This is a genomic window from Streptomyces sp. NPDC047043 (assembly GCF_040644055.1).
Classification (GTDB): domain Bacteria; phylum Actinomycetota; class Actinomycetes; order Streptomycetales; family Streptomycetaceae; genus Streptomyces.
On sequence record NZ_JBEYVO010000013.1, the window covers coordinates 145,957 to 169,761 of the forward strand.

The 23,805-nt window shown below is 67.7% G+C and carries 20 protein-coding genes; 7 read left to right on the plus strand and 13 right to left on the minus strand.

Annotated features, from left to right (window positions below; genetic code table 11):
* Positions 1-274 precede the first annotated feature (274 nt).
* Entirely contained in the window at positions 275-1,594 is a 1,320-nt protein-coding gene (locus ABZ880_RS21840) for a geranylgeranyl reductase family protein (protein WP_361265324.1), read from the minus strand.
* Positions 1,595-1,691: 97 nt separating this feature from the next.
* Here ABZ880_RS21840 and ABZ880_RS21845 point away from each other — a divergent pair, with 97 nt between their 5' ends.
* Both ABZ880_RS21845 and ABZ880_RS21850 read left to right on the plus strand, forming a co-directional pair.
* Positions 1,692-2,216: a GNAT family N-acetyltransferase gene (locus ABZ880_RS21845; protein WP_361265327.1), complete on the plus strand. Its 525-nt coding sequence runs from the start codon at positions 1,692-1,694 to the stop codon at positions 2,214-2,216.
* Positions 2,217-2,326: 110 nt separating this feature from the next.
* Positions 2,327-2,641 (plus strand): PASTA domain-containing protein, encoded by a 315-nt coding sequence (locus tag ABZ880_RS21850; RefSeq protein WP_361265330.1) that lies wholly within the window; start codon positions 2,327-2,329, stop codon positions 2,639-2,641.
* A 9-nt stretch (positions 2,642-2,650) separates the two neighbouring features.
* Here the strand turns inward: ABZ880_RS21850 and ABZ880_RS21855 are convergent, their stop codons facing one another.
* From ABZ880_RS21855 to ABZ880_RS21870, 4 genes are read right to left on the minus strand one after another with little or no spacing between them, the layout of a single operon-like run.
* Positions 2,651-3,346, minus strand: coding sequence for a demethylmenaquinone methyltransferase (locus ABZ880_RS21855; RefSeq protein WP_361265333.1), 696 nt, complete (start codon positions 3,344-3,346; stop codon positions 2,651-2,653).
* 35 nt (positions 3,347-3,381) lie between these two features.
* Entirely contained in the window at positions 3,382-4,512 is a 1,131-nt protein-coding gene (locus ABZ880_RS21860) for an acyltransferase (RefSeq protein ID WP_361265337.1), read from the minus strand.
* A gap of 1 nt (position 4,513) precedes the next feature.
* The gene (locus ABZ880_RS21865) at positions 4,514-6,871 is read right to left on the minus strand and encodes a glycosyltransferase (protein ID WP_361265340.1); all 2,358 of its coding nucleotides are present in this window, start codon (positions 6,869-6,871) and stop codon (positions 4,514-4,516) included.
* A gap of 17 nt (positions 6,872-6,888) precedes the next feature.
* On the minus strand, positions 6,889-7,284 hold the full coding sequence (locus ABZ880_RS21870; RefSeq protein ID WP_361265343.1) for a hypothetical protein: 396 nt from the start codon (positions 7,282-7,284) through the stop codon (positions 6,889-6,891).
* 316 nt (positions 7,285-7,600) lie between these two features.
* Between ABZ880_RS21870 and ABZ880_RS21875 the strand changes: the two genes are divergently transcribed.
* The gene (locus tag ABZ880_RS21875) at positions 7,601-8,629 is read left to right on the plus strand and encodes a chitinase (RefSeq protein WP_361265346.1); all 1,029 of its coding nucleotides are present in this window, start codon (positions 7,601-7,603) and stop codon (positions 8,627-8,629) included.
* A 53-nt stretch (positions 8,630-8,682) separates the two neighbouring features.
* On the opposite strand, the gene ABZ880_RS21880 is transcribed toward ABZ880_RS21875, so the two are convergent.
* The 4 genes from ABZ880_RS21880 to ABZ880_RS21895 form a co-directional block, all read right to left on the minus strand.
* Positions 8,683-9,132 (minus strand): hypothetical protein, encoded by a 450-nt coding sequence (locus ABZ880_RS21880; RefSeq protein WP_361265349.1) that lies wholly within the window; start codon positions 9,130-9,132, stop codon positions 8,683-8,685.
* A 7-nt stretch (positions 9,133-9,139) separates the two neighbouring features.
* Entirely contained in the window at positions 9,140-10,354 is a 1,215-nt protein-coding gene (gene mqnC, locus ABZ880_RS21885) for a cyclic dehypoxanthinyl futalosine synthase (protein ID WP_361265352.1), read from the minus strand.
* Positions 10,355-10,426: 72 nt separating this feature from the next.
* The gene (locus tag ABZ880_RS21890) at positions 10,427-11,194 is read right to left on the minus strand and encodes an A24 family peptidase (RefSeq protein ID WP_361265355.1); all 768 of its coding nucleotides are present in this window, start codon (positions 11,192-11,194) and stop codon (positions 10,427-10,429) included.
* Positions 11,195-11,204: 10 nt separating this feature from the next.
* The gene (locus tag ABZ880_RS21895; protein ID WP_361265358.1) at positions 11,205-14,168 is read right to left on the minus strand and encodes a BTAD domain-containing putative transcriptional regulator; all 2,964 of its coding nucleotides are present in this window, start codon (positions 14,166-14,168) and stop codon (positions 11,205-11,207) included.
* A gap of 533 nt (positions 14,169-14,701) precedes the next feature.
* On the opposite strand from ABZ880_RS21895, the gene ABZ880_RS21900 reads away from it, so the two are divergent.
* Both ABZ880_RS21900 and ABZ880_RS21905 read left to right on the plus strand, forming a co-directional pair.
* On the plus strand, positions 14,702-15,175 hold the full coding sequence (locus tag ABZ880_RS21900; RefSeq protein ID WP_361265361.1) for a hypothetical protein: 474 nt from the start codon (positions 14,702-14,704) through the stop codon (positions 15,173-15,175).
* Complete coding sequence (locus tag ABZ880_RS21905) at positions 15,172-16,236, plus strand: hypothetical protein (protein ID WP_361265364.1); 1,065 nt, start codon at positions 15,172-15,174, stop codon at positions 16,234-16,236. The genes ABZ880_RS21900 and ABZ880_RS21905 overlap by 4 nt, the downstream gene beginning before the upstream one ends.
* A gap of 31 nt (positions 16,237-16,267) precedes the next feature.
* On the opposite strand, the gene ABZ880_RS21910 is transcribed toward ABZ880_RS21905, so the two are convergent.
* Entirely contained in the window at positions 16,268-16,510 is a 243-nt protein-coding gene (locus tag ABZ880_RS21910; RefSeq protein ID WP_361265367.1) for a hypothetical protein, read from the minus strand.
* Positions 16,511-16,720: 210 nt separating this feature from the next.
* A complete protein-coding gene (locus tag ABZ880_RS21915) occupies positions 16,721-17,128 on the minus strand; it encodes an ATP-binding protein (protein WP_361265369.1) in 408 nt (135 codons plus the stop codon).
* 238 nt (positions 17,129-17,366) lie between these two features.
* On the opposite strand from ABZ880_RS21915, the gene ABZ880_RS21920 reads away from it, so the two are divergent.
* A complete protein-coding gene (locus ABZ880_RS21920) occupies positions 17,367-18,218 on the plus strand; it encodes a helix-turn-helix transcriptional regulator (RefSeq protein WP_361265372.1) in 852 nt (283 codons plus the stop codon).
* Positions 18,219-18,225: 7 nt separating this feature from the next.
* Positions 18,226-18,429 (plus strand): DUF397 domain-containing protein, encoded by a 204-nt coding sequence (locus ABZ880_RS21925; RefSeq protein ID WP_361265375.1) that lies wholly within the window; start codon positions 18,226-18,228, stop codon positions 18,427-18,429.
* A 167-nt stretch (positions 18,430-18,596) separates the two neighbouring features.
* Here ABZ880_RS21925 and ABZ880_RS21930 read toward each other — a convergent pair whose 3' ends face one another.
* Together ABZ880_RS21930 and ABZ880_RS21935 are read right to left on the minus strand one after the other, a co-directional pair.
* Positions 18,597-19,142, minus strand: a complete 546-nt coding sequence (locus ABZ880_RS21930) for a hypothetical protein (RefSeq protein WP_361265378.1) — start codon at positions 19,140-19,142, stop codon at positions 18,597-18,599.
* 11 nt (positions 19,143-19,153) lie between these two features.
* Positions 19,154-23,779, minus strand: coding sequence for a DUF6531 domain-containing protein (locus tag ABZ880_RS21935; RefSeq protein ID WP_361265381.1), 4,626 nt, complete (start codon positions 23,777-23,779; stop codon positions 19,154-19,156).
* Positions 23,780-23,805: the final 26 nt, after the last annotated feature.

The following is a 23,805-nucleotide window of genomic DNA, read 5'->3' on the forward strand; positions in this document are numbered from 1 at the left end:
CGCCGGCGTCGGCTCTTGAGGAGGGCGACGAAGGCGACGAGCAGCCCGGCGATCGCCGCCCGTTCGGAGGCCACGGTGAGCAGGGGCCGCCGTGGCGCTCCGGGCCCCGGTGGCAGGGCCGAGGCGTCCGGTGCCCGACGGGCCGGCGCCCGGCCGTCGGTGTTCGGACGCCGGGCGACGTCCGGGCGGAAGCCGGAGCGGACGACGCTGCGGGGCACGGTGGCCGTCGACGCGTGAAGTGACCACGCACCCGGGAGCCGCCCTGCACGGCAGGTCAGGCCTTCGGCGCCACCTTGCTCAGGCCGTTGATGATGCGGTCCATCGCGTCGCCGCCCGTCGGGTCGGTGAGGTTGGCCAGCATCTTCAGGGTGAACTTCATGAGCACGGGGTGCGTCAGACCACGCTGGGTCGCGATCTTCATGACCCTCGGGTTGCCGATGAGCTTCACGAAGGCGCGGCCCAGCGTGTAGTAGCCGCCGTAGGTGTCCTTCAGGACGCGCGGGTAGCGCTGCAGGGCGAGTTCGCGGCTCGCGGGCGTCGGGCGGGCGTGGGCCTGGACGATGACGTCGGCGGCGATCTGGCCGGACTCCATCGCGTAGGCGATGCCCTCGCCGTTGAACGGGTTCACCAGGCCGCCGGCGTCGCCGACCAGGAGCAGGCCCTTGGTGTAGTGGGGCTGGCGGTTGAAGGCCATGGGGAGGGCCGCGCCGCGGATCGGCCCGGTCATGTTCTCCGGGGTGTAGCCCCAGTCCTCCGGCATGGACGCGCACCAGGCCTTCAGGACCTCGCGCCAGTCCAGCTCCTTGAAGGAGTCCGAGGTGTTCAGGACGCCCAGGCCGACGTTCGAGGTGCCGTCGCCCATGCCGAAGATCCAGCCGTAGCCGGGCAGGAGGCGGTCCTCGCCGGGGCCGCGGCGGTCCCAGAGCTCCAGCCAGGACTCCAGGTAGTCGTCCTCGTGGCGGGGCGACTCGAAGTACGTGCGGACCGCGACGCCCATCGGGCGGTCCTCGCGGCGGTGCAGGCCCATGGCCAGCGAAAGGCGGGTGGAGTTGCCGTCGGCCGCCACCACCAGGGGCGCGTGGAAGGTGACCTCGCGCTTCTCCTCGCCCAGCTTGGCGTGGACGCCGGTGATGCGGCCGGTGCGGTCGTCGACGATCGGGGTGCCGACGTTGCAGCGCTCGAAGAGCCGGGCGCCCGCCTTCTGGGCGTTGCGGGCAAGCTGTTCGTCGAAGTCGTCGCGCTTGCGGACGAGGCCGTAGTCCGGGAAGGAGGCGAGATCCGGCCAGTCCAGCTGGAGGCGAACGCCGCCGCCGATGATGCGCAGGCCCTTGTTGCGCAGCCAGCCCGCCTCCTCGGAGACGTCGATGCCCATCGCGACGAGCTGCTTGACCGCGCGCGGCGTCAGGCCGTCGCCGCAGACCTTCTCGCGCGGGAACTCGGTCTTCTCCAGCAGGAGGACGTCGAGGCCGGCCTTGGCGAGGTGGTACGCCGTCGTGGAGCCGGCCGGGCCCGCGCCCACGACGATCACATCGGCGGTGTTCTCGGAGAAGGGATCGGAGGCGCGCTCGGAGTGGGGCTCGGTCTCGACGGTCACGGCGGGATCTCCCCAAGTTCGAAATCTGCGTGCCGACCGGCACTGGACACAGGCAGTCTATTCAGCAGAATTGATCACCCGGCTGAAGGGCTGCCCAGTGAACCGAGCTCTCCCCGTAGTACGGCTGCGCGTCCCCACCGACGAGGACGCCGTCGCCTGGCACCGGATCTTCGACGACCCGGACGTCATGGAGTTCCACGGCGGCAAGTCCGCCGAGCTCTCCGTCTACGAGGAGCTCACCGCCCGCCAGCGCCGGCACGACGCGGAGCTGGGCTTCTGCCTGTGGACCATGGTCGACGAGACCGGGCGGGTCATCGGCTTCACGGGCGCCCAGCCGTGGCCGCAGGAGTGGGGCCCCGCCGGCGAGATCGAGATCGGCTGGCGGATCGGACGGGAGTTCTGGGGCAAGGGCTACGCCACCACCGCCGCGCAGATGACGCTGGAACGGCTGAGGGCGGCGGGCGTCCGCAGCGTCGTGGCGATGGTCAGGCCCGGGAACGAGCGGTCCGTCGCGGTCACCCGGCGCCTCGGAATGGAGCTGGCACAGACCTTCCGGCACCCTCGGTTCGAAGAGGACGCGCTCTGTTTCCGGCTCGATCTGCACAGCGGTCACGCAGAGTAAACGACTGCTACAGAAAGACACTTGGCGCTTCCGGACGACACCCCCGGGCGGTTACCCTTCCAGTACCGCTGGGGGTGACATCTGTGCGTATAACACCCAAAACACCCGAAGTGCGTGTGCCACGGCTGGTCGGCCTGATGGCCATGGACGCGCGCAAGACGGCCGAGGCGAGTGGCCTGTTCGTCAACGCTCCGGACCGGCCCGACTTCCACCAGACCGTGGTCGAGTACGTCGTACGGCAGTACCCGCAGCCCAATGCCGAGGTGCCGCGGGACTCCGTTGTCTACGTGTGGTTCGACTTCGGCGAGGGAGAGGGCGGCGGAGGCGTTCGGGAGCCGCGCATCCCCAGGCCGTCGGGCGGCGGACTGCAGCGCGAGATCGACGAGCCGGGAGACGAGTTCGAGGTGACCCGGTGCGCGATGTGAGGCGGCGGCTCAGGCCTTCTTGAACCCGCGGTGCAGGGTCACGACCCCGCCCGTGAGGTTGCGCCAGGCCACCTTCGACCAGCCGGCCTTCTGCAGGTGCTCGGCCAGCGCGGGCTGGTCCGGCCAGGCGCGGATGGACTCGGCGAGGTAGACGTAGGCCTCCGGGTTGGAGGAGACCGCGCGGGCGACCGGCGGCAGGGCTCGCATCAGGTACTCGGTGTAGACCGTGCGGAAGGGCGCCCAGGTCGGGTGCGAGAACTCGCAGATCACCACCCGGCCGCCGGGCTTGGTCACCCGGTGCATCTCGCGCAGGGCCGTGTCGAAGTCCTGCACGTTGCGCAGCCCGAAGGAGATCGTGACGGCGTCGAAGGTGTCGTCCTTGAACGGCAGCTTCGTCGCGTCGCCCGCGGTCAGCGGCAGCCAGGGGTGCTTCTTCTTGCCGACCTGGAGCATGCCGAGCGAGAAGTCGCAGGGGACGACGTACGCGCCCGAGCGCGCGAACGGCAGCGACGAGGTCGCCGTGCCGGCGGCCAGGTCCAGGATCTTCTGCGCGGGCCGGGCGTCGACCGCCCGGGCGACCTCCTTGCGCCACACCCGGTCCTGGCCGAGCGACAGCACGTCGTTCGTCAGGTCGTACCGTTCCGCCACGTCGTCGAACATCGAGGCGACTTCGTGCGGCTGCTTGTTCAGGGAAGCGCGGGTCACCCGGCCATTCTTGCAGTACGGCCGCTGCCGCCCGCTCAGGGGAGGAGCTTCGGCTTCTTCTTCGCCGCCACGTCCTCCACCCAGCCGCACAGCAGGACGAACACCGCGATCAGGACCCAGCCGATGCCGAACATGAACCACTGGCTGTCCAGCGGCAGGTACTTCTCGAACGCGGGCACGTCCCAGAAGCGGTCGATCAGCGGGACGGCCAGGACCAGTGCGATCTCGTGCCAGAGGTAGATCGTCACGGCACGTGCGTTGAAGATCGTGACCAGGCGGTCGGTGCGCCGGAAGCGGGTGAGCCGGGCGAAGTCGATCCGGAAGTACGCCTTCGCCCACATCAGCAGCATCACGAACCCGGCGGACCAGAAGGCCTGGGCGAGCGGGTTCTCGTCGAGGTCGTACGTCCCGAAGTCGGCCTGGTGCGAGAAGGCGTACCAGCCGCCGTACCCCGTCGCGGCGAGCGAGAGGACGACGACCAGGGCCGGCTTCATCCGCTGGAGCACGCCGTCGCGGTGCGCGAAGCCGAGGATCCAGCAGAAGAGGTACGTCGACAGGTCCCACAGGGCGCTGCCGAAGCGGTTGTCCGGGCCCGACCACACGAAGTTCAGGACGAGGATCGGTGCCAGGGACAGGACCAGCACGGGGATCGGGGCGAGCCGGAACACCCGTAGCAGAAGCGGGGACAGGAGGACGAACCACAGGTAGGTGCGCAGGTACCAGAGGATCTCCCAGGCCTGCTCGCCCCATGCGTTGCCCGGCGGATCGCCGAGCGGCACGATCCAGTAGACGATCTGCCAGCCCGGCATCCAGTCGTGGATCAGCATCGCGAGGACCACGAAGACGCCCCAGAACCAGAACGGGGGCAGGAGACGGCGCAGGCGGCTCTTCAGCACCCTGGGTGCGGGGCGCTCCAGGGACTTCGCCATGAGCGTGCCGGCGAGGCCGAACATGACGCCCATGGAGGGGAAGACCATGCCGGCCCAGGCCCAGCCGAAGGTGTGGTACGTGACGACCCGGATGAGCGCGACGGCACGGAGGGTGTCGAAGTAGCGGTCGCGACCGGCAGCGGCCCTGGGCCGGGGCGGGGAGTCCGCCTGCGGCAACTGGGCCGTGTCGACCAGTAGTTCGGCCGTTCGCACGGAACCCTTGCGATGCGAACCCATCTCAGCTCACCCCCGCCGGCGTTCCGACCTCACCGGTCCGCTTCAGCTTCTGCCAGCGCAGGCGGCCGCCCGTGAGGGCCGTGATGCAGGAGTGGATGAGGACGAGGTACATCATCTGGCGGTAGGCCAGCTGCTGCAGCGGCATCATCAGCAGGTACCGGTACTTCTCGCGGTCCAGTCGGAAGGAGTACGCCGCGCACAGCAGCTGCACTCCCAGCACCGCAAGCCACGCCAGCAGCGCCGCCGTGAAGTCGACGAAGATCATCGAATACGCGGTGAACACGTCGATGAGCGGTGCGAAGACCGGCGTGACGATCTGGAAGATGACGACCAGCGGCATGCCCACGCGGCCGAAGCGGCCCGAAGGCCCCTTGTCCGTAAGGGACTTACGGTGCTTCCAGAGCGCCTGCATGGTGCCGTACGACCACCGGTAGCGCTGGGACCACAGCTGCTTGAGCGACCCCGGCGCCTCCGTCCAGGCCTTGGCGTGCTCCTGGTAGACGACCCGCCAGCCCGCGCGGTGCATGGCGATGGTGATGTCGGTGTCCTCGGCGAGGGTGTCCTCGCTCATGCCGCCGACCTGGAGCACCGCGTCGCGGCGGAACGCGCCGATCGCGCCCGGGATGGTGGGCATGCAGCGCAGCAGGTCGTACATCCGGCGGTCGAGGTTGAAGCCCATCACGTACTCGATGTGCTGCCAGGCGCCGATCATCGTGTTCCGGTTGCCGACCTTGGCATTGCCGGCGACCGCGCCGACCTCGGGGTCGGCGAAGGGCTGCACGAGCTGCCGTACGGTGTCCGCCTCGAAGACGGTGTCGCCGTCCATCATCACGACGATGTCGTAACTGGCGCTGCGCACACCGTTGTTGAGGGCGGCGGGCTTGCCCGCGTTCTCCTGCCGGATGACGCGGACATTGTTCATACCGAGTTCGTGGGCGGCGTTGCGCGCGATCTCGGACGTGCCGTCCGTGGACCCGTCGTCGACCACGATGATCTCGATCGGATGAGTGCTCTGCGCCAGCGACTTGAGAGTGTTGGCGATGCACTCCTTCTCGTTGTACGCCGGGACGATCACGCTCACCGGGGTGGTGACCGGCGGCCCCCAGCTGAACCGGCGTCTGTTGCGCTGTCTGTAGTGCCGCCGGGCGAGGACCAGCATCATCCCGAACCGCCCCATGACGGCCACGCCCACGATGATCAGGCCCACCGACAGCACGGGCACGGTCCATTCGGCGACGGCGACGGCCGCGACGAGCGCCTTGCCCTCGTACAGGGTCGTGCCGGTCGCCGTGCGGTGGGCGGCCTGGAGGTTGCCGCGCGCCGAACTGCTGCTGTTGGCCGAGCCGCTGCCGCTCGCCGAACCACCCGGCGTGCTCTGCCCGCCTGGAACGCCGCCCGGCTGCTCTCCCGTGGCACCCGCGGCGCCGGTTCCCGCAGGGGCACCGGTCTGCTGACCCGACGACTGCCGGCTGCTCGCGTTCTCCTTCTCGATGACGCCGCTGATGGTGGTGAAGGTGTAGCCCTTCGCCCGCATCTTCTCGATGTACTTGGGCAGCGCCTTGATCGTCTGCGAGCGCTCGCCGCCCGCGTCGTGGAAGAGGACCGACGCGCCCTTGTTCTTCTTCGGCGTGGCCCAGCTGACGATCTTCGAGACGCCCGGCCGCTTCCAGTCGTCGCTGTCGGTGTCGACGAAGACGCTGGTGTAGCCGTCCTTGCCGAGCGTCTTGTAGACGGGCCAGCTGTAGTTGTCGATGGCGTCCGTCTCCGAGGAGTACGGCGCCCGGAACAGCGTGGTCGTGATGCCCGCCGCGCCCGCGAGCGCCAGCTGGGTCTGCGTCATCTCGCGCGTGATGCGGGCGTCGCTCTGGTACGACAGGTCGACGTGCGTGAAGGTGTGGATGCCCACCTCGTTGCCCTGCTCGACCATGTTCTTCACGATGCTCGGATAGCGCGAGACCATGGAGCCGACCAGGAAGAACGTGCCGGGCACGTCGTACTTCTGGAGGATCTCGAGGACCTGCGGGGTCCAGGTGGGGTTCGGGCCGTCGTCGAAGGTGAGGGCGATGGTCTTGTTCGGTACCGAGATCGTCTGGGCCTGCCCGCCCCGGAAGGTCAGGATCGGGCCGCCGTTCAGGATCTTGTCGGGCACCTCGCTGGAGCTGGCCCCGTCGCGCACCCTCTGGTCGCCGCCGACCTCCGCGCGCAGATAGCCGTCCAGCAGCATGATGCTGGTCAGCGCGAGCAGGAGCAGCAGGGCGAGGATGACGCGCGGTTTCTGCAGCGCCGCGGCCTTGCCCGCCGCCCGTTCGATACGGGTGGGGGCACGCCGTCGGCCCCGTTGGGACGTCGTCGTGGTCATGTCGGTCTGCGTTCCGGTCAGTTGGCGGCCGCGACGGACGCGGACGTGGACGGGGTGGGGGTGCCCGAGGGCAGCGCGGAGGGGGCGCCGCTGGGCCGGCCGACCTGGTTGCCGATGCCGCCCTGCGGCCTCTCGCCGCCGGGCGCGTTGCCGTTGCCGGGGCCCGACCGGCCGCCGCCGAAGGGCAGCAGCGAGGACGGGGTGACCGATGTGCCGATGCCCATGAAGGCCAGGCCGAGGATGACGGCGTAGCCGAGGCAGAGGACGCCGACGAGGAGGCCGAGGCGGCGCAGCAGCTTGGAGCGGCGGCCGGAGTTGTCGACGAACACGGGCCCCTCGACGGAGCCGTTGCCGCGTTTGCGGCGGCGACCGCGGTCGGTCGCTCGGTTTTCGATGGCAGGCTCGGAATGCATTCCCCGGACATTAGGCAGTCTTTATGTGATCGAAAGCAGCCTTCTTGTGAGGCGCATATGAGAAACGCCTTAACCTGTCTCTCACCTATGAAATTCCCTGAACACCTGCGCAGCTCCAAGCAGGGGGGAAAGAGTCGAACATCCCGTTTGAGCGGTCCGATTAACCCGGTTCCTACCATGCCTCCCATGGGTTTCCTGTGCGTTGTCCGTTTTCATGAACGGCGACTTCGTGTGAGACGTTCTCCTTTTGAATAGGGCTTTGTTTCAAGCCTGAGACAGAAATCACGAAAAAAACACGAGAGCGGGTGCATGTTCCATGCGGGGTTTCCTGAAGCCGGCGGCCGGGTTCACCTGTCTGTTTGCCCTGGCCACGGCGGGGTGCTCCACGGGCTCCCACAGCACCTCGGACGCGGCGCCGAAGCCGCCGAAACGGTCGAGCTCCTCCCCCTCCGAGGAGGCCGGTTCGACCACCTCGTACGCCCCCTACGTCAGCGCGACCGAGGCCTCCGACAACGACTCCGCCGGCTCCCCGACGACGTACAACCTGGCTTTCGTGATCGCCGACGGCAGCGACTGCACGCCGACGTGGAACGGCGAGAAGGCGATCTCCGACTCGGCGGTGAAGTCCCGGATTTCGCAGCTCGAGGAGGACGGCGCCACGGTCCGCGTCTCCTTCGGCGGGGCCTCCGGCAAGGAGCTGGCGGCGACCTGCGACAGCGCGACCGAGCTGGCGGCGGCGTACGGGAAGGCGCTGGACGCGGCCGGTTCCGCCCAGGCCGACTTCGACATCGAGGGCGACGAGCTGACCGACTCCGACTCGGTGGCGCTGCGCTCCGAGGCGATCGCCCTGCTGCAGAAGGAGCGCAGCGACCTCGAGGTCACCTTCACGCTGCCCGTCATGCCCTCCGGCCTCGACTCCGACAGCCTGGCGCTGCTGGAGTCGGCCAACAAGTACGACGTGCAGGTCTCCACGGTCGACCTCATGACCATGAACTACGGCGAGTCGTACGACGACGACATGGGCGACTACGCCCTGACGTCGGCCGAGGCCGCCCACACCCAGCTGAAGAAGGTCTTCGGCCTGTCCGACGCGGGCGCCTGGCAGGGCATGGCCCTGACCTCGATGATCGGCGTGAACGACGTCGACAACGAGACGTTCACGCTGTCGGACGCGGCGCAGGTGCGGACGTTCGCCGAGGAGAAGGAGATCGCCTGGGTGTCGATGTGGTCGACGTTCCGGGACCAGCAGTGTGCGGACGGGAACTCGGACGAGGACGACGCGGCGACCGACTGCAGTGGGGTGAAGCAGAGTTCGGGGGCGTTCGGGGAGGCGTTCGCGGGCTAGGGCTCTTCTGATGGATCTCCGTCGCGACGCCGCGGAGATCCATCAGAAGAGCCCTAGCGGCGCCTGTGCACGAGGCGTCCGGCGCACACCGTCGCGATGCACGCACCCGTCTCATCCAGTACGGCCAAGTCGGCGCGGCCCGTCTGCCTGAGCGGTGTCGGCCGGGGGCTCGGGAGGACCACCACGTCGTTCCGATCGGCGGCGGCGCGGAGTTCGGGCGTGTCGACGTACTGCTCCAGGACCGCCACCGCGCCCGACTTCAGTACGGCGTGGATGCGTTCGCGTGCGGACGGGGCCTCCGGAAGCGGGCCGTCGTGAAGCCGGGCGGGCCCCAGCACACCGGGCCAACTGCGCACCCGTGCGCCGGGGAATTGCTCCCGAACCTCCTCGAGCGGGCCCACCGCGGCGACACGCGTCCCCTCGACGGCGACGGCGCCGTCCTTGACCGGCGCCGGGTCGTCCCAGGTGCGGCGGACCTCGTCGGCGGCGTGAATCGTCAGCACAGCGGGGTCAGTTGGAGGCGAGCAGCTTCAGCTCGGGATGTGCCGTGCCGCCCGCGATCGCCGTGGAGGAGATGTGCGACATGACCCGCTCGTCGACGGGGTCGTTCGCCGGGTCGTCGTGGACGACGATGTGCTCGTACGTCGTCGTCCGCTGGGCCGGGACACGCCCCGCCTTCCGGATGAGGTCGATGATCTCGAGCCGGTTGGAGCGGTGCTTGGCGCCGGCGGAGGAGACCACGTTCTCCTCGAGCATGATCGAGCCGAGGTCGTCGGCGCCGTAGTGCAGGGACAGCTGCCCGACCTCCTTGCCGGTGGTCAGCCAGGAGCCCTGGATGTGCTGGATGTTGTCCATGAACAGCCGCGCGATGGCGATCATCCGCAGGTACTCGAAGATCGTGGCCTGTGTGCGGCCCTTCAGGTGGTTGTTCTCGGGCTGGTAGGTGTACGGGATGAAGGCGCGGAAGCCGCCCGTCCGGTCCTGTACGTCACGGATCATCCGCAGGTGCTCGATGCGCTCGGCGTTGGTCTCGCCGGTGCCCATGAGCATGGTGGAGGTGGACTCGACGCCCAGCCGGTGCGCGGTCTCCATGATCTCCAGCCAGCGCTCACCGCTCTCCTTGAGGGGCGCGATGGCCTTGCGCGGCCGCTCCGGCAGCAACTCGGCGCCGGCGCCCGCGAAGGAGTCGAGCCCGGCGGCGTGGATGCGCTGGATCGCCTCCTCGACGGAGACCTTCGAGATCCGCGCCATGTGCTCGACCTCGCTCGCCCCCAGGCTGTGGATGACGAGCTGCGGGAAGGCCTGCTTGATGGCGGCGAAGTGCTTCTCGTAGTACTCGACGCCGTAGTCCGGGTGGTGCCCGCCCTGGAACATGATCTGCGTACCGCCGAGCTCGACGGTCTCGGCGCACCGCCGCAGGATGTCGTCCAGGTCCCGCGTCCAGCCCTTGGCGGTGTCCTTGGGGGCGGCGTAGAAGGCGCAGAACTTGCACGCCGTGACGCACACGTTCGTGTAGTTGATGTTGCGCTCGATGATGTACGTCGCGATGTGCTCGGTGCCGGCGTACTTGCGGCGGCGGACGGCGTCGGCGGCCGCGCCCAGCGCGTGCAGCGGGGCGTCGCGGTAGAGGACGAGCGCTTCTTCCGGGGTGATCCGCCCACCGGCGGCGGCACGGTCGAGGACGGCTGTGACATCAATAGACGTGAGGTCGGCCTTCTCGGACACCGGGGCGTCCCTTTCGTCAAGGGTTGTGGACGGACTCAGCCAGCCTACGCCAGGCCTTTCGCCCGGCCGACGTCAGGCCGCGTAGGCGCCGATCAGCAGCCCGACGAACGCCCCGCTGATCAGGAACGGCCCGAACGCGATGGCCGTCTTGCGCCCGGCCCGCCGCACGACGACGAGCGCACCGCCGTACAGCGCCCCGAGCAGGAACGCGGCGAAGGTGCCCAGCATGACCGTCGGCCAGCCGTACCACCCGAGGACGGCGCCAAGGCCCAGCGCCAGCTTGACGTCGCCGAAGCCCATGCCGCCGGGGTTGATCAGGAACAGCACGAAGAAGGCGGCGCCGAGCACGAGGGCGCCGTACAGCGCGGTCGGCCAGTCACCCGCGTGCTCCGGCACGAGTGCGGTGAGCCCGAGCAGCACGAGCGCGGCTCCCGCGAGCGGCAGCGTCAGCACATCGGGCAGCCGCTGCACCCGGAAGTCGACGACGGCCAGCAGCACCCCGACGGGCGCGAGCAGCAGCCAGACCAGGAGCTCGGGCCGGGTGCCGGTGGCGGCGGCAAGGGCGGCACAGACGAGGGCGGTGCTGGTCGCGAGAGGGACGGCGGCCGGGCCGTACGGACTCTTCGGTACGGCCGTGTCGGCGCCGGCCGCCGAGGCGGCGCCCGCGCACTGCGGGCACCGGGCCCGCCCGATCCACCCGCTGATGGGATGCTCCCCCGGGCACAACTCCCGCCATGGCTCGCCCGACGGCGCCGAGAACCGGTAGGCGGCCCTCGGCAGCAGCATCCCCGTCGCCGCACCCCAGAGCGCGGCGACGGCGATCAGCAACCCGGTACTCATCCCCCGGTGCTCAGCCGGCCGCGACGGCGCCGCTGCGCCACGACGGCAGCAGCTCGTCGAGGAGCGCCTCGGTGCGCGGCGGCAGCCCGCGCGCGCCACTGCGGCCCACCAGGTCGGCGGCGAGGGTCTGGAGGCGGCCCGTGTCACCGGTGGCGTGGGTCGCCCGCAGCAGCTCGTGCCACAGCCGCTCGTCGCCGGGCGCGGAGTTGAGGGCGGCGTTCAGGGCCTCGATGGCCTTCTCCGCGCGGTCCTTCTCCAGGTGGAACGCGGACAGTGCGAGCCCGATGTCCGCGACGAGCAGCGGGAGTTGGGCGTCGATGATCTCGTGGGTGAGCCAGCGGTAGCGCCCCTCGGGCCGGTCGGCGAGCAGCGGGCCGCGCACCAGCACCAGCGCGTCCGTCAGCAGCCGCCCGCGCACGGCACGGCTGTCGACGCCCCTGCCCTGCGTGGCCTCGTGGTACAGCGACCGCAGCACGTCCAGGTCGGACACGACGGACTTGGCGAGCACGAGCCGTCCGGTGGAGTCGGCGGTGAGGCGCGGGCTGCCGTCCCGGTCGGCACCGAGCCAGACCCGCAGCCGCTCCAGCAGCGCGTCCCGCACGTCGTCGGTGACTCCCCGCGGCCACAGGGCGGATGCGAGCACGCGCGGGTGGACGCCTTCGCGGTGCAGCAGGAGCAGCGCGAGCGCCTCGTGGAGCAGCGCGCTGCGCTCCCCGTCCGGCGTCTCGAGCCCGATGATCTCGTACGGCCCGACGAGGCGCGCGTACACCGCGGGCCGCCCCTGCTCGCTGACGTCGACGAGGAACGGTGGGGCGGGGGTGGGCCCGTCGGGCTCGCGGTCCGGGTCGGCCTCGACGAACAGCTCGACGACGGCCCGCTGGGTGGCCAACGGCAGGAGCTGGGCGTCGAGTTCGAGGCCGAGGAGCGGGGCGAGCAGCTTGCCCTGGCTGGTGACCTCCATCTCCCAGGCGGCGCCGGGCAGATCGCCGGTCTCGGTGCCGACGAGGTAGCCGATGCCCAACCGGCTTGCGTCGGCGGCGAGTTCGGCGAGCTTGACGGCGTCCTCGGCGGAGGGCTGGGCGGCGAGGAGGACGAGGTGCGGGGCCCAACGGGTGTGCTGGGCAGGCCCCGTACGCCCGGTGAGGACGGAGTCGTGGCCCGCGGCCCCCAGCGCGCCCCTCCGCTGCCGCGTCTCGGCCTCCATGGTCTCGATGAGGTCGTCGATTCCGTCGAGGTGGCGCAGCCGGTTGGGCGCGAGCGGGGTGAGGTCCTCGCCGAACCCGACGAGCGTGATGGTCATGCGGTCCGACCAGCCGTTGGTGGCGAGTTCGGCGGCCACGGACGCGAACACGGCGGCCCGGTCGGCCTCACGGCCGCTCAGCGAGACGATGCCGGGCACCGACTCCAGGTTGAGCAGCAGCCGCGAGTCGTCCATCGTGCCGAGGCTGACGAGACCCGGGTAGGGAGCGGCGGTGTCGACGTCGTCGTACCGCTCGGCGTCGGTGCGGGCGAGCATCCAGAACGTCTGGTCCTGCCCGAGCTGCCAGGGCGCGGGCGGCTTCCCGGCGGGCTGGGCGAGTTGCAGATGCAGATCGCCGTTGGTGAGCCAGGCGGCGTAGACGGTGGGCAGGGCACGCGACTCGCCGGCGAGCTGTGCGGCAAGTCCCCTCAGCGAACGGTCCAGCAGTCGTACGCCTTCGGGGTCGGCGCCGACGAGAAGCGCGTCCTGCGCATCGGCGGCGTCCCCGGTCGGCGTGGGCGGCTCCATGCCGCGGCGCCCGCCGACGGCACCGAGCGCCGACTGCCACAGCGCCTGGCGGCGGCGCCGGCCGAGGGCGCCGAGGAGGCCGGCGGCAAGGAGGGGGGCGCCGACGAGGGCCTGCGGAAGGCCGAAGGCACTGCTGGACTCGGAGGTGGTGGAGGCAGCGGGCGCGGTGTGCTGCGGACCGCCGTCGGAGGCGGGCCGCTGCTCGGGCAGGGAGACCTGCTGGGCGTGGTGGCCGCCGCCCTGGGCGTGGCTGCCCTGGGCGTGATCGCCGGACTTGGCGTAGTCGTGGACCTGCTGCTGGGCCTGCGAGGAGGCGTGGGCGGAGGCGTCGGGCGCCTCGACGAGGTCGCCGCCGTGGGCGTCGCCGGGCATCTCCATGATCCACCCGGGCCGGATCAGACTGGCCTCGGACAGCTTGGACCCGTCCGGCTGGACCCGGTCCTTGTTGAGCTCGTAGATCTCCTTGTACCGGCGCCCGTCACCGAGATGCCGCTGGGCGATCTCCCAGAGGGAGTCGTGATGACGCCCCTCGGGCGGCTGGATCCGGTAGTACTTCGTGTCCCCGTGCTGCTTGGCGTTGCTGCCGACGTCGGCGTGCGCGGCCGCGTGGGAGGCCTGCTCGGCGAGAGCGGCGGCGGTGCTGGCGGCCTGCTCCTGCTGCTGCGCGAAGAGCCCCGGGGTCGCCTGGGCCGCGGCGACGGTCGGCCTCTGGTTTCCCTCCAGGCTGTGCCCGAGGTTCGACAGCCCCGGGGTGAGGCTGGCGGCGGTGGCGCCGACGAGCAGCAGCGCGGCGACGAGCTGCCGGGCAAGAATCTGACTGGGTCCGGCGCCGGGCACCCGCCCGGGAACCCCGACCCCGGACAGCGCGGCCTTGACCTCCACCAGCACACAGGCGGTGAACTGCGCCCAGGCGAGCCAGACGATGACGGTCAGGATGTGCAGGAAGGTCGTAACGGTGATCTCCCGCTGCAACCAGTCGAGGCTCGGTGCCCCACTGGGCAGCGGCCACCCGATCAACACAGCGAGCGCACCCGGCACGCCGACGACGAGCACCAACAGCGCGATGAAAGCGAAGAACGCCTTGACGAAGTCCCCGAACGAACGCCGCCGGATGGTGACTGCCTGGGGCGTCCGGTTCCTCGGGGTCGGCGAGGCCGTCGTGTTTCCCGTCGAGCTTGACGAGCTTGAAGTGCGGCGTCGTGCCATGGCGGGCGTCCTGAAGGTCGTATGCGGGTGTGGAGACAGTGGTCGAGGGGGCGCATTGAGCCTACAGAGATCTTATGGACTCTGATTTACGGCGTCGAAAGGCGCCGGAGGACGTTGACGGACGGACCCGGGACCGGGACCTCGCCGCTCACCGGATATCTCACCTTCCGCCCGCTAGGCCCGAGTTGCACCACCGCCGCCATGACGACCCACCGCCCAGCTTCCACGCCCTCCCCGCTCACCGCACCGCACTCCTCACATCCCCCACACAATCCCCCACGGCCACTCCAGGGCCTCTTACTCACCCCTGATAGCTTCGTTCCCCGTTGCACACTGCCGACCTCCGGGGGAGATCCAACGTGGCCCGCCGCGCTCTGACGACCACTGCTGCCGCGTTCACTGCGGCGGCGGCTCTTTTGCTCACCGCGTGTGGCGGGGGTGATGACAAGTCGGATGACATCAAGGGGGCCAACAAGGGGTCGGGCAGTCCGTCGGCCTCCGCCTCGTCCGACGCCAACCGCCCTGATGTGAGCGTGCCGAAGGACCTGAACCTGGTCTTCGACTTCGACCAGCCGTCCGACCCCAAGCATGCGGCGGCACTTGCGGATGCCCAGAACTACGTGAAGGCGATGTTCCACGGCATCACCGCACAGGACCCGAACGACCCGGCGTACCAGTTCTACTCGGACGGCCAGGCCAGTCAGTACGTCAAGTCTCAGATCCAGACCTGGACGAAGGGCAACTGGGCCCCCACGGGGACGGACAAGTACTACGACGCCGAGACGACCACTTTGAGCGGTGGCAAACGCGTCCTCGTCACCTTCTGCGAGAACCAGGCCAAGGCCTACAGCAAGGAAATCAAGACCGGCAAGGTTCTTCGCGGCGAGGAGAGCCTGAACAGCTACTCGAAGCATCGACTGCTCATGAGCCCGGCGTCCGGCTCCTCCCAGGTCTGGAAGGTGCACGTCAACGAGGTCATCGGCAAGGCGAAGGAGTGCCAGGCATGAGGCTGCCGACCTCCTCTCTGCGCCTGGCTTCGACGGCTTCCGTCGCCGTTGTGCTCCTGAGCGCCGGCAACGCATACGCCGACTACACCCCGGGCCAGAACACCAAGCCTTCCGGGGGCAAGCACGGCAAGACCGTCTACGCCTCCGCCACCTACTCCACGATCAAGGTCCGCCAAGTGAGCGGCCCCACCGGAGGCAAGCACGGCAGCCTCTCCTCCGTGGACGTCAACTGGAAGCCCCCGGCCTGCTGGTACGAACCCGTCTTCACCGGGCAGGAGCTGAAGGACTTCGTCGACGAGAATGACGGCAACGGCGACGTCGGTATCCACGAGTCCTGGTTCGGCAAGGGGCTGTGGACGGACCACTACCAGGACGGCAAGCCGGAACACAACTTCGACGACGCGTACACCGTCGCCGAGGGCTACAAGAACTGGAACATCGGCAAGGACGGCTACTTCTGGCGCAGCGTCGCGCCGGACGAGAAGGACCCCGACTCCTGGGACTGCGGCAAGATCATGTTCTGGCAGGACGCCAACGTGGTCCCCAAGGTCGCCCACGCCCCGACGCCGAAGATGCTCGCCGAGTACGCCTACAACAAGGTCGAGGTCCCCGACACCGAGATCGAACTCAAGCCCACCGCCAAGTCCACGGTGAACCTGCCCACTTGGGTCTGGCTCGACAAGGGCAGGTTCCAGGAGATCAAGGTCCGCGCCGACCTCCCCCGCACCAACCTCTGGGCCGAGACGACCGCCAAGCCGGTCGCCCTCCACCTGGACCCGGGCACACAGGACGCGACGACCTACCCCGCCTCCGGCGACTGCAAGATCAACGACGACGGCTCGATCGGCACGCCGTACGAGAAGGGCGACGCCAAGAAGACCCCGCCGTGCGGCATCACGTACCTCCACGCCACCAACGGCACGCCGTACCACCTCAAGGCCTCCATCACCTGGCAGGTCTCCTGGGAAGGCACCGGCGGCACCAAGGGCGACCTCCCCGACGGCACCTTCGACACGACCCAGGACATCAACGTCCAGGAGATCCAGTCGGTCAACCGCTGAGCAACTCCGAGCCGCTGACGGCGCGTCCTGATCAGGGCGCGCCGTCGGCGAACGGACCAGAGCCCGGCCCCGCGCCGTGCACAATCGCCGAAAGTGCTTCAAGGAACGCGTCCCCACCGCTGAGCCGCTCGTCGGCGATGAACGGCTCACTGTCCGGCCCGATCACGAGGGGCCGTACGGTGCAGGTCTCCCAGCCGGCCGGGCCCACGTTGATCGGTTGGGCCGCCCACTGGGCAGTGGATTCACTCGACGTCAGCACAATCAGGACCGGCACGATGCGGTACTTCGCGTAGAGGCTCAGGACGATGGAAGCCCAGCCCTTCCGCCTGGCTTCGTCCCGTCCCCCAACGAGTCGAAGACCAGGAGGTACGCCCCCTCGCCCCTCCCCACCCGCAGCAGCAGGTCCACACGCTGCTCGACAACTCCGCCCTCAACCAAGTCCGCGTCCATGAGCACGAGTTCAGGCCTTACGACGATCAACGCACTACGCCGCAACGAGGTCACACCACACGTACTTACCGCGATTGCCGTCCCGGGTGAGTGGCTGCCAGCCCCAGAGATCAGCGCAGGCACGAACCAGAGCCAGCCCCCGGCCCCGCTCCAGATCGGCGAGCTGCTCCAACACCCCCGGCGGCTCCGGCGGTTCAGGACTCGCATCCCACGCCCCGATCCGCAGCACGCCGGCCGACCACCGCACACGCAGGGCAGCGGGCCCCTTGGTATGACGTACGGCGTTGGAGACCAGCTCCGTCGCGAGCAGCTCGGCGGTGTCGACCAGGCGGATCAGGCCGTGCATGGTGAGGATCAGGCGAAGGGTGCGGCGGCAGACGGTGACGGCGCGGGGGTCGTTGGGGATGTAGAGGGAGTACTCCCAGGGATCGCTTTCGGCCATGGCTGAACTCCTGTCGAGAAGGGGAAGTTGGCGGATCTGACTGCGGTCGCGGGCGGTGGCAGTGCCGCAGCCGTCATGGCATGACGGAGCGGTGCGCTTCCGGAGTCCCGGTCGTTCCGCAGCGTGTGTGTCGCATCACTGAACGTAGGGCATATTTTTATTCCTCGACAAGCAGATCGCGTAACCTGACCCCCGAACGAGTCACCCCACCAAAGCTGTTGAAGACGAGGAGGAGGCCATGCCGCCCAGACGGCAGCCCACGGCACGCCAAGTCCGTCTCGGCATTGAGCTGCGGAAACTACGCGAAGCGGCTGGGCTCAAGGCAACGGAGGCAGCGAGTCGGCTCGGGACCAGTTCCGTCCAGATGAGTCAGGTCGAGGCCGGCATCGCAGGGGTGAGCGCGGAGCGACTCCGGAGAATGGCCGCACACTACGCCTGCGCAGACGAAGAACTGGTTTCGGCACTTGCATCGATGGCGACCGACCGGACGCGCGGCTGGTGGGAGGAGTACCAGGGCCTGCTACCGACGCCGTTCCTGGATCTCGCCGAGTTGGAGCATCACGCCAAGTACCGATGGGACGTGGATTTCCTGCACATTCCTGGCCTTCTGCAGACCCGCAACTACGCACACGCACTGTTCTCCTACGTGAACCCGGAGCACCCGGCGAGCGAACTGGAACACTGGGTGGAGCACCGCATGAGGCGGAAGGCCATCATCGAGCGCCCCGAGCCCACCCCGTACGAGACCGTGATCCACGAAGCGGCGCTCCGCATCAGAGTCGGCGACCGCGCCGCCGTACGGGATCAACTCGCTCGCATCCTGGAACTCTCCGAGGCCGAGCACATCACCGTGCGCATCATCCCCTTCGATCTCGACGGTTTCGCCGGCGCCGGAAGCGCCATGGTGTACGCGGGCGGCCCTGTGCCCGAGTTGGACACCGTGGTGTGCGATGGCCCCAACGGCACGGTCTTCGTTGACGCCGAAGCCCAACTCAACCGCTTTCGAACGCTCTTCCGTAGAGTGGAGAGGGCGTCACTCGAGCCCGAGCGTTCGCGTGACTTCATCCATGGGTTGACGAAGGAGTTGTGAGACGCCTATGAACACCCCTGAGTTCTGGCGCAAGTCGTCCTTCTCCGGCGGCGGGGAGGGCAACGCCTGCGTGGAAGTCGCCAACCGAGACACCCGCATAGCCATACGCGACTCCAAGGACCCGTCCCAAGGCATCCTCTCCCTCCCTACGAGGTCCTTCACCGCGTTCATCGACTCCCTCAAGGACAGGACCTCACACCAGGCCGTCTGACCCGATAGCGGCAAGCAGGCCCTCGCTCGGCCGTAAGCCCGAAACCCTGGCCCCGCCCGGCTCTCCGACTCCGCTCAATCAACCGCGGAACTCCCGTGAGGGCAGCTCGTCGGCAATCGCCACGGCATTCGGCCGCCATCCGAACCGTTGCCCAGCACCCGCTCTGGTTATGAGTACGGGTTTGCGGAAAACTCTGGTTGTTCACTGGGGAAGTCCGAGGGGAAAAATGGCGGGCGCATCGCTCCCGTCAAGAGATCAAGCAGCGTCTCGGTAGAGCTCTTCGATGAGATGAAAACGTCGAGCTGGCCGGCCTGGATGACAACTGTTGGCCAGCTGTCTGGGTCCCCCTTCGCAATCCAAGCAAGCATGTCGGCATTGTCAGTGACGCCCCACTGAACAAGATCTTCAACGGTCGCACCAAATTCAGCAAGAGCACTTTCAAGCACAGGAGCATTCTTGTGCTTGAAAATCGACCGCATTCCGTTGGTGCACTTCACAAGATCGAGGTGCTCATTCTCTGCCCGCTCCACAAAGATCCACAGAAATTCATCAAAGCAGCCGGGTCCGTACATTTGCGCCAATCGCCGGTAATCTGCCGGAACCTGGCGCTCCTCTTGATTGGTGCGCGATCGGTCAAAGTCAGTGGGGCTACCGGGAGGGGGGCAAAGCATCGCCAGACGCCGCACAAACTCAGCGCCTTCAATATTTCCCATTGCACTTCCTTCTACAGATTTGGGATTCTCCTACTGAAGGACCAGCCGAAGTCGTCCGCTGCTTCAATGAGAACATGACTGGGCACGTTTCCTCCATTGGCGTACTCAGGAGTTACGCTCATTATCACGGTATTCCTGGTCGACCTGACGTGATCGGCGATCAGGTCTTCAGCAGTGGAGACGGCCCCGTTGTTCTGCGTGGTTCCCTGAGTGACGATATTTCGCATGTCTCGCCCGTCTCCGCCGAATTGCTGCCCGATCAGATGTCCGCGCGAATGACCCGCAGCACCACCCTGGAAGCCAGGGGGAGCATAGCGGGCGCCGCGACCCGGTGAACTTCCAATGAGCCCGTTGGCGGCGTCGTCCAGAGTTTGCGGCGTGACCTCGGCGTAGGCGGGCCCCCGCTGACCGTTCGGTGCAATCTCACTGTAGTACGGGCTCAGTCCGAGAAGGTCTACTCCTGTATGAGGGTTCGGGACGTAGGCCACCGGATTGGGTGCGGGAGCGAGACCGAGCGGATCAGGGGTCAGATAGCGCGCGGTTTCTGGATCATAGTGTCGGAAGTAGTTGTAGTGAAGACCGGTCTCGGGGTCGAAATACTGACCAGGAAAGCGGAGGGGAGTATAGGCGGTGGCATCAGTATTCCAGGCCGTTACGCCCCACACCGTGGAGCGGGTGCGCCATGCTACGGAGCCATCTTCACCAATAAGTTCGGTCGGCGTGCCTATGAGATCGGCGACTATGTGGAAGAATCGGGAATCGATTTCCTCTTCAGACGCCTCTGACGCCGCGATTCGTTCGGTCTGCGTTACCGGTTGGATTCCCTTGTGGTTCCAAGTCAACGTCACAGGATGGGGTATCGAGAGATCCCTTGTCGTCTGTTCACAGAGGGTGACACCATCCCACGTGAAGTCCTGTTGCTCGACAACTGCCAGACCATCGGAGCCGAGTCGCTGCTTGGCGGTGCGGCGGCCCAGCGCATCATAGAGGTAGCGCCAGCAAGTCCCGTCCGGTGTTGTTACGGATGTGAGCCTGTTCTCCGCGTCCCACGTGTAGTGCCAGGTGTCGGGATTGCGCGAGAGGCGCTTTTTCTGGCGTCTGATCACACGGCCCAGCGCGTCGTATTCGTAGCGCATATTTCCCGCCCGAGTGACCCGCGTCCCCTCGTAGGACCGAGATCCGATCGCCTCATTTCCGGACGACCTGGCGGGCCAGGACGCATCCGTCAAGTTCCCCGCCTCGTCGTAGGCGTAACGCTCCGTCCAGTTGGAGGCGTGAACCGCGGTAACTCGATTCGCCGGGTCCAGGTTGAATCGGCGGCTCCCCGTATGAGTGTCGTCGATCCCAATCAGGTTTCCGTCGTCGGCGTATGTGTATTCGCGGTGGAGGCCGCTGTTGTCGCTGCCGGACAACTCCTGGGCGGTGAGACGTCCCAAGCTGTCGTATAGGTGGCTCAGGGTGATGCTTTCACCGAGGAAGCGATTGGTCTCAAGTCCGGACCAGTCATGATCGAAGCGCACGGTGCGGCCCGATGCCTCAAGTCGTGAACGGTTACCGACCTTGTCATAAGTCCATATACTCGAGGCGCCGCTCGGCGTCGTACGGCGCACGACACGGCCCAGCATGTCGTATTCATAGAGCAGATGGCGACCGTTGACGGTCTCACGCGTGACCAGCCCGTTGGCGTCACGCATCAGGGTCAGGGTCGAATCAGGACCAGTCGCTTGGATCAGTTGGCGGTTCGAATCGTAGGCGAACTCCGTGCGCCGATTTCCGCTGCGCTTGCCAATCAGGTTGCCGACGGAGTCGTATTCGTAATGCACGGTCTGGTCGAGTACGTCTGTACGTGAGGTCAGGCGCCCTGCCTTGTCATACGTGTATGCCAGGTACCGATCGTCGAAGTCGGTCTCCGATGTGAGCCGTCCTGCCAAGTCATGTTCGTAAGTCCATGTCATGCCTTGGGGGTTGATGACCTGAAGCAGACGGAGGCTGTGGTCGTGCACGAACTCGTATCGTGCCCCGTCAGGCCCGATGCGGGCCGACGGCAGGTCGAAATGCGTGTATTCGAATCTGGTGACGGCCCCTGTGGGCGTGGTGTGACTGGTGCAGTTGCCCTCCGCATCGTATGTCCAGGACTCCAATGCGCCATCGGCGGTGATGCGACGGGCAAGAAGGCCCTCGACCGTCCAAACCAGACGGGTGGCATGTCGATGGGGGTCGATGTATGTGGTGATCCGACCGAAGGCGTCGCGCTCCCACGTAGTAGTGGCGCCGAGCGGGTCGGTGGTCATCACCGGCAGCCCTGCGGAGTCGCACTGAACGGTTCGCGTATTTCCCAGGGCATCTGTCACTGCGGTGACATGACCCGCCGTGTCATAGGTGTACCTGGTGGTTGCTCCCGTCGGGTCCGTGAGCGCCGTGCAGTTGCCACGCTCGTCGTACTCCCGAAGCCAACTGGTGCCATCCGGCCGGCCGATTTCCGTGAGCACGCCCTCGGCGCCATAGACGAAGCGGAAGACTGCGCCGTCCTGCCGGACCACCTGTCGGGGGCGGCCGTCCTCGTCCCGGGCGACCGTCGTTGTGTGGCCAAGGGCGTCCGTTTGGGCCAGGACATGGTGATGTTCGTCGTACGCGGTACGTGTGATGTTGCCCAACGGGTCGACTTCGGCGATGACCTGGCTGTGGTCATTCATAACGAGGCGGGTGACTGCGCCTTCGGCCGTGGTCAGAGTGGTGATGCGGCAATCGGGCCACGCCGGGTCGGTGCCGTTGTACTCGAGGGTGATGGTGATGTGTCCGGCTTCGCCGCCCTCAGCCACACAGCGGTCCTGATCGTCGTAGGTGTAGGCGTAGCTCCGGTTGTTGGTGTCGGTCCACGAGGTCATGCGCAGCCGCTCGTCGTAGGCGAAGCGCAGTGGCAGGCCGGAGGAGTTGATCGTCTCGGTGAGGTTCCCGTCGGTGTATCCGTAGCGTTTGATGACGACGTCTGCGCCATCCTCACCGGCGCCGACAAGGCTGAGGGCCGTGACGCGGCCCTCGTCGATGGCCAACTTGAGGTGGTAGCCGCCGGAATGGCGGATGCCGAGTGGGGTGCCCCGCTCGTCGTAATCAACAGTGACGGTGTGGTGATTGCGGTCCGCGATACGGGTCAGCAGAGCGATGCCGTCAACGCCTTGGCAGGTGAAATAACGGGCGTGTCCGGTGAGCGGATCGTCGATGCGGTAGCCGCCGTCGTCTAGGCGGGTCAGCGGCCAGCGCGGGCCCGCCTCAGGCATTACCGATGTCCACGGACCAGCGGGGTGAGGATACGAAAGAAGCAGGCCTTCCTCGGTGACAAACACGATCCCGTGGGCGTCGACTTCCAGCCGCTGGTCAATGGTGGAGGCCCATGTGGGGCCGAACCACCATCCACAGCGGTAGTCAGAGGCGCCACGTCGGGTGAAAGCCAAGGGCAAGCTGCCGGGCAGTTCCACATCGGTCTGCGGCAGGTACATGGCACCAGTGGCCATGTCCACAGGGTCGCTTCCCTTGGAACGGACAACGTTCTTCGCGCGGTTGTAGGCACCCTTGGCTCCGTCTGCGAGCATGCCGCGGGCGTTCTTGCCCAGGCCTCGCACCGCCAGTCCCACGCCCTTCAGGCCGCCCTTGAGGCCCTTCATCGCGGCAAGCCCGCCCTTGAGCCCCTTGGCGAGACCGCCGAGAGTCGTCAGCCCCTTCATGCCCGGTATGCAGTCCAGCGCCGCGAACCCCACATCCCAAAGCGACGCCTGCCCCTTGGAGTACTTATAGAGCGTGTCGGCGAGCACCACGAGCGCGGCGACCAGCACGATCGCGCCCAGGATCGGCCCCCCGATGATCATCGCGACGATCCCGACGACCGCCACGACCACCTTGCACACCGTGACGATCGTGTCCCAGTTGTCCTCGAACCAGTCGCCGACGTCCTCCCACCACGAGCGGTTCTGAATACCCGCGTCGGACGCCTCGTCGATCTTCTGCTTGGTCTCGCGCGCCGCGTCCTCGCGCATCTTGCGGGCGTCCTCGGCCATCTTCTTCGCGGCGGACAGGGCGTCCTGCGCATCCGTGACGTCCGACTGGGCCTTGGTGTGGGCGGACTTGGCGTGCTGGGCGTCCCGGGTGGCGGCGCGGACCTTGGACTCGTCCGGCTTGTCCCCGCCGGACTTGCTGCCGGTGGGGTCGTCCTTGTACTTGTCGGCTTCCTTCGTGGCCCGGGTCACCCATGAATCGGCCGACGACAGACGGGACTTGGCCGACGAGAGGTCGTTCTGCGCCTCGCGGCCCTTCGCCAGCGCCTTGTCCGCCAGTGCCTGTGCGCGCTCCAGCTTCGGCCAGTACGCGGCCAGGGCGTCGCCGCACATCTCGTACGACTTCTTCAGCTTCTTGAGGTTCTTCGGGACGGCGGAGAACTCGTCCTTGAACACCTCCGCGGACTTGCCGGCCCACTTCAGGGCCGCGTCCTCCTCGGCCATGCCCTTGACGATCTTCAGGGCGTCGGAGACGTCGTCCGCGAAGTCGTGCAACGTCTTCGCCAGCGTCCGTACGCGAACCGGGTCGCCGGGCGTCGGGTCCTTGTCCAGGTCCAGGACATGCCAGTCCCGCGGCCGATGCCCCGCCATGCTGCAACCCCCGTCACGCGTACACC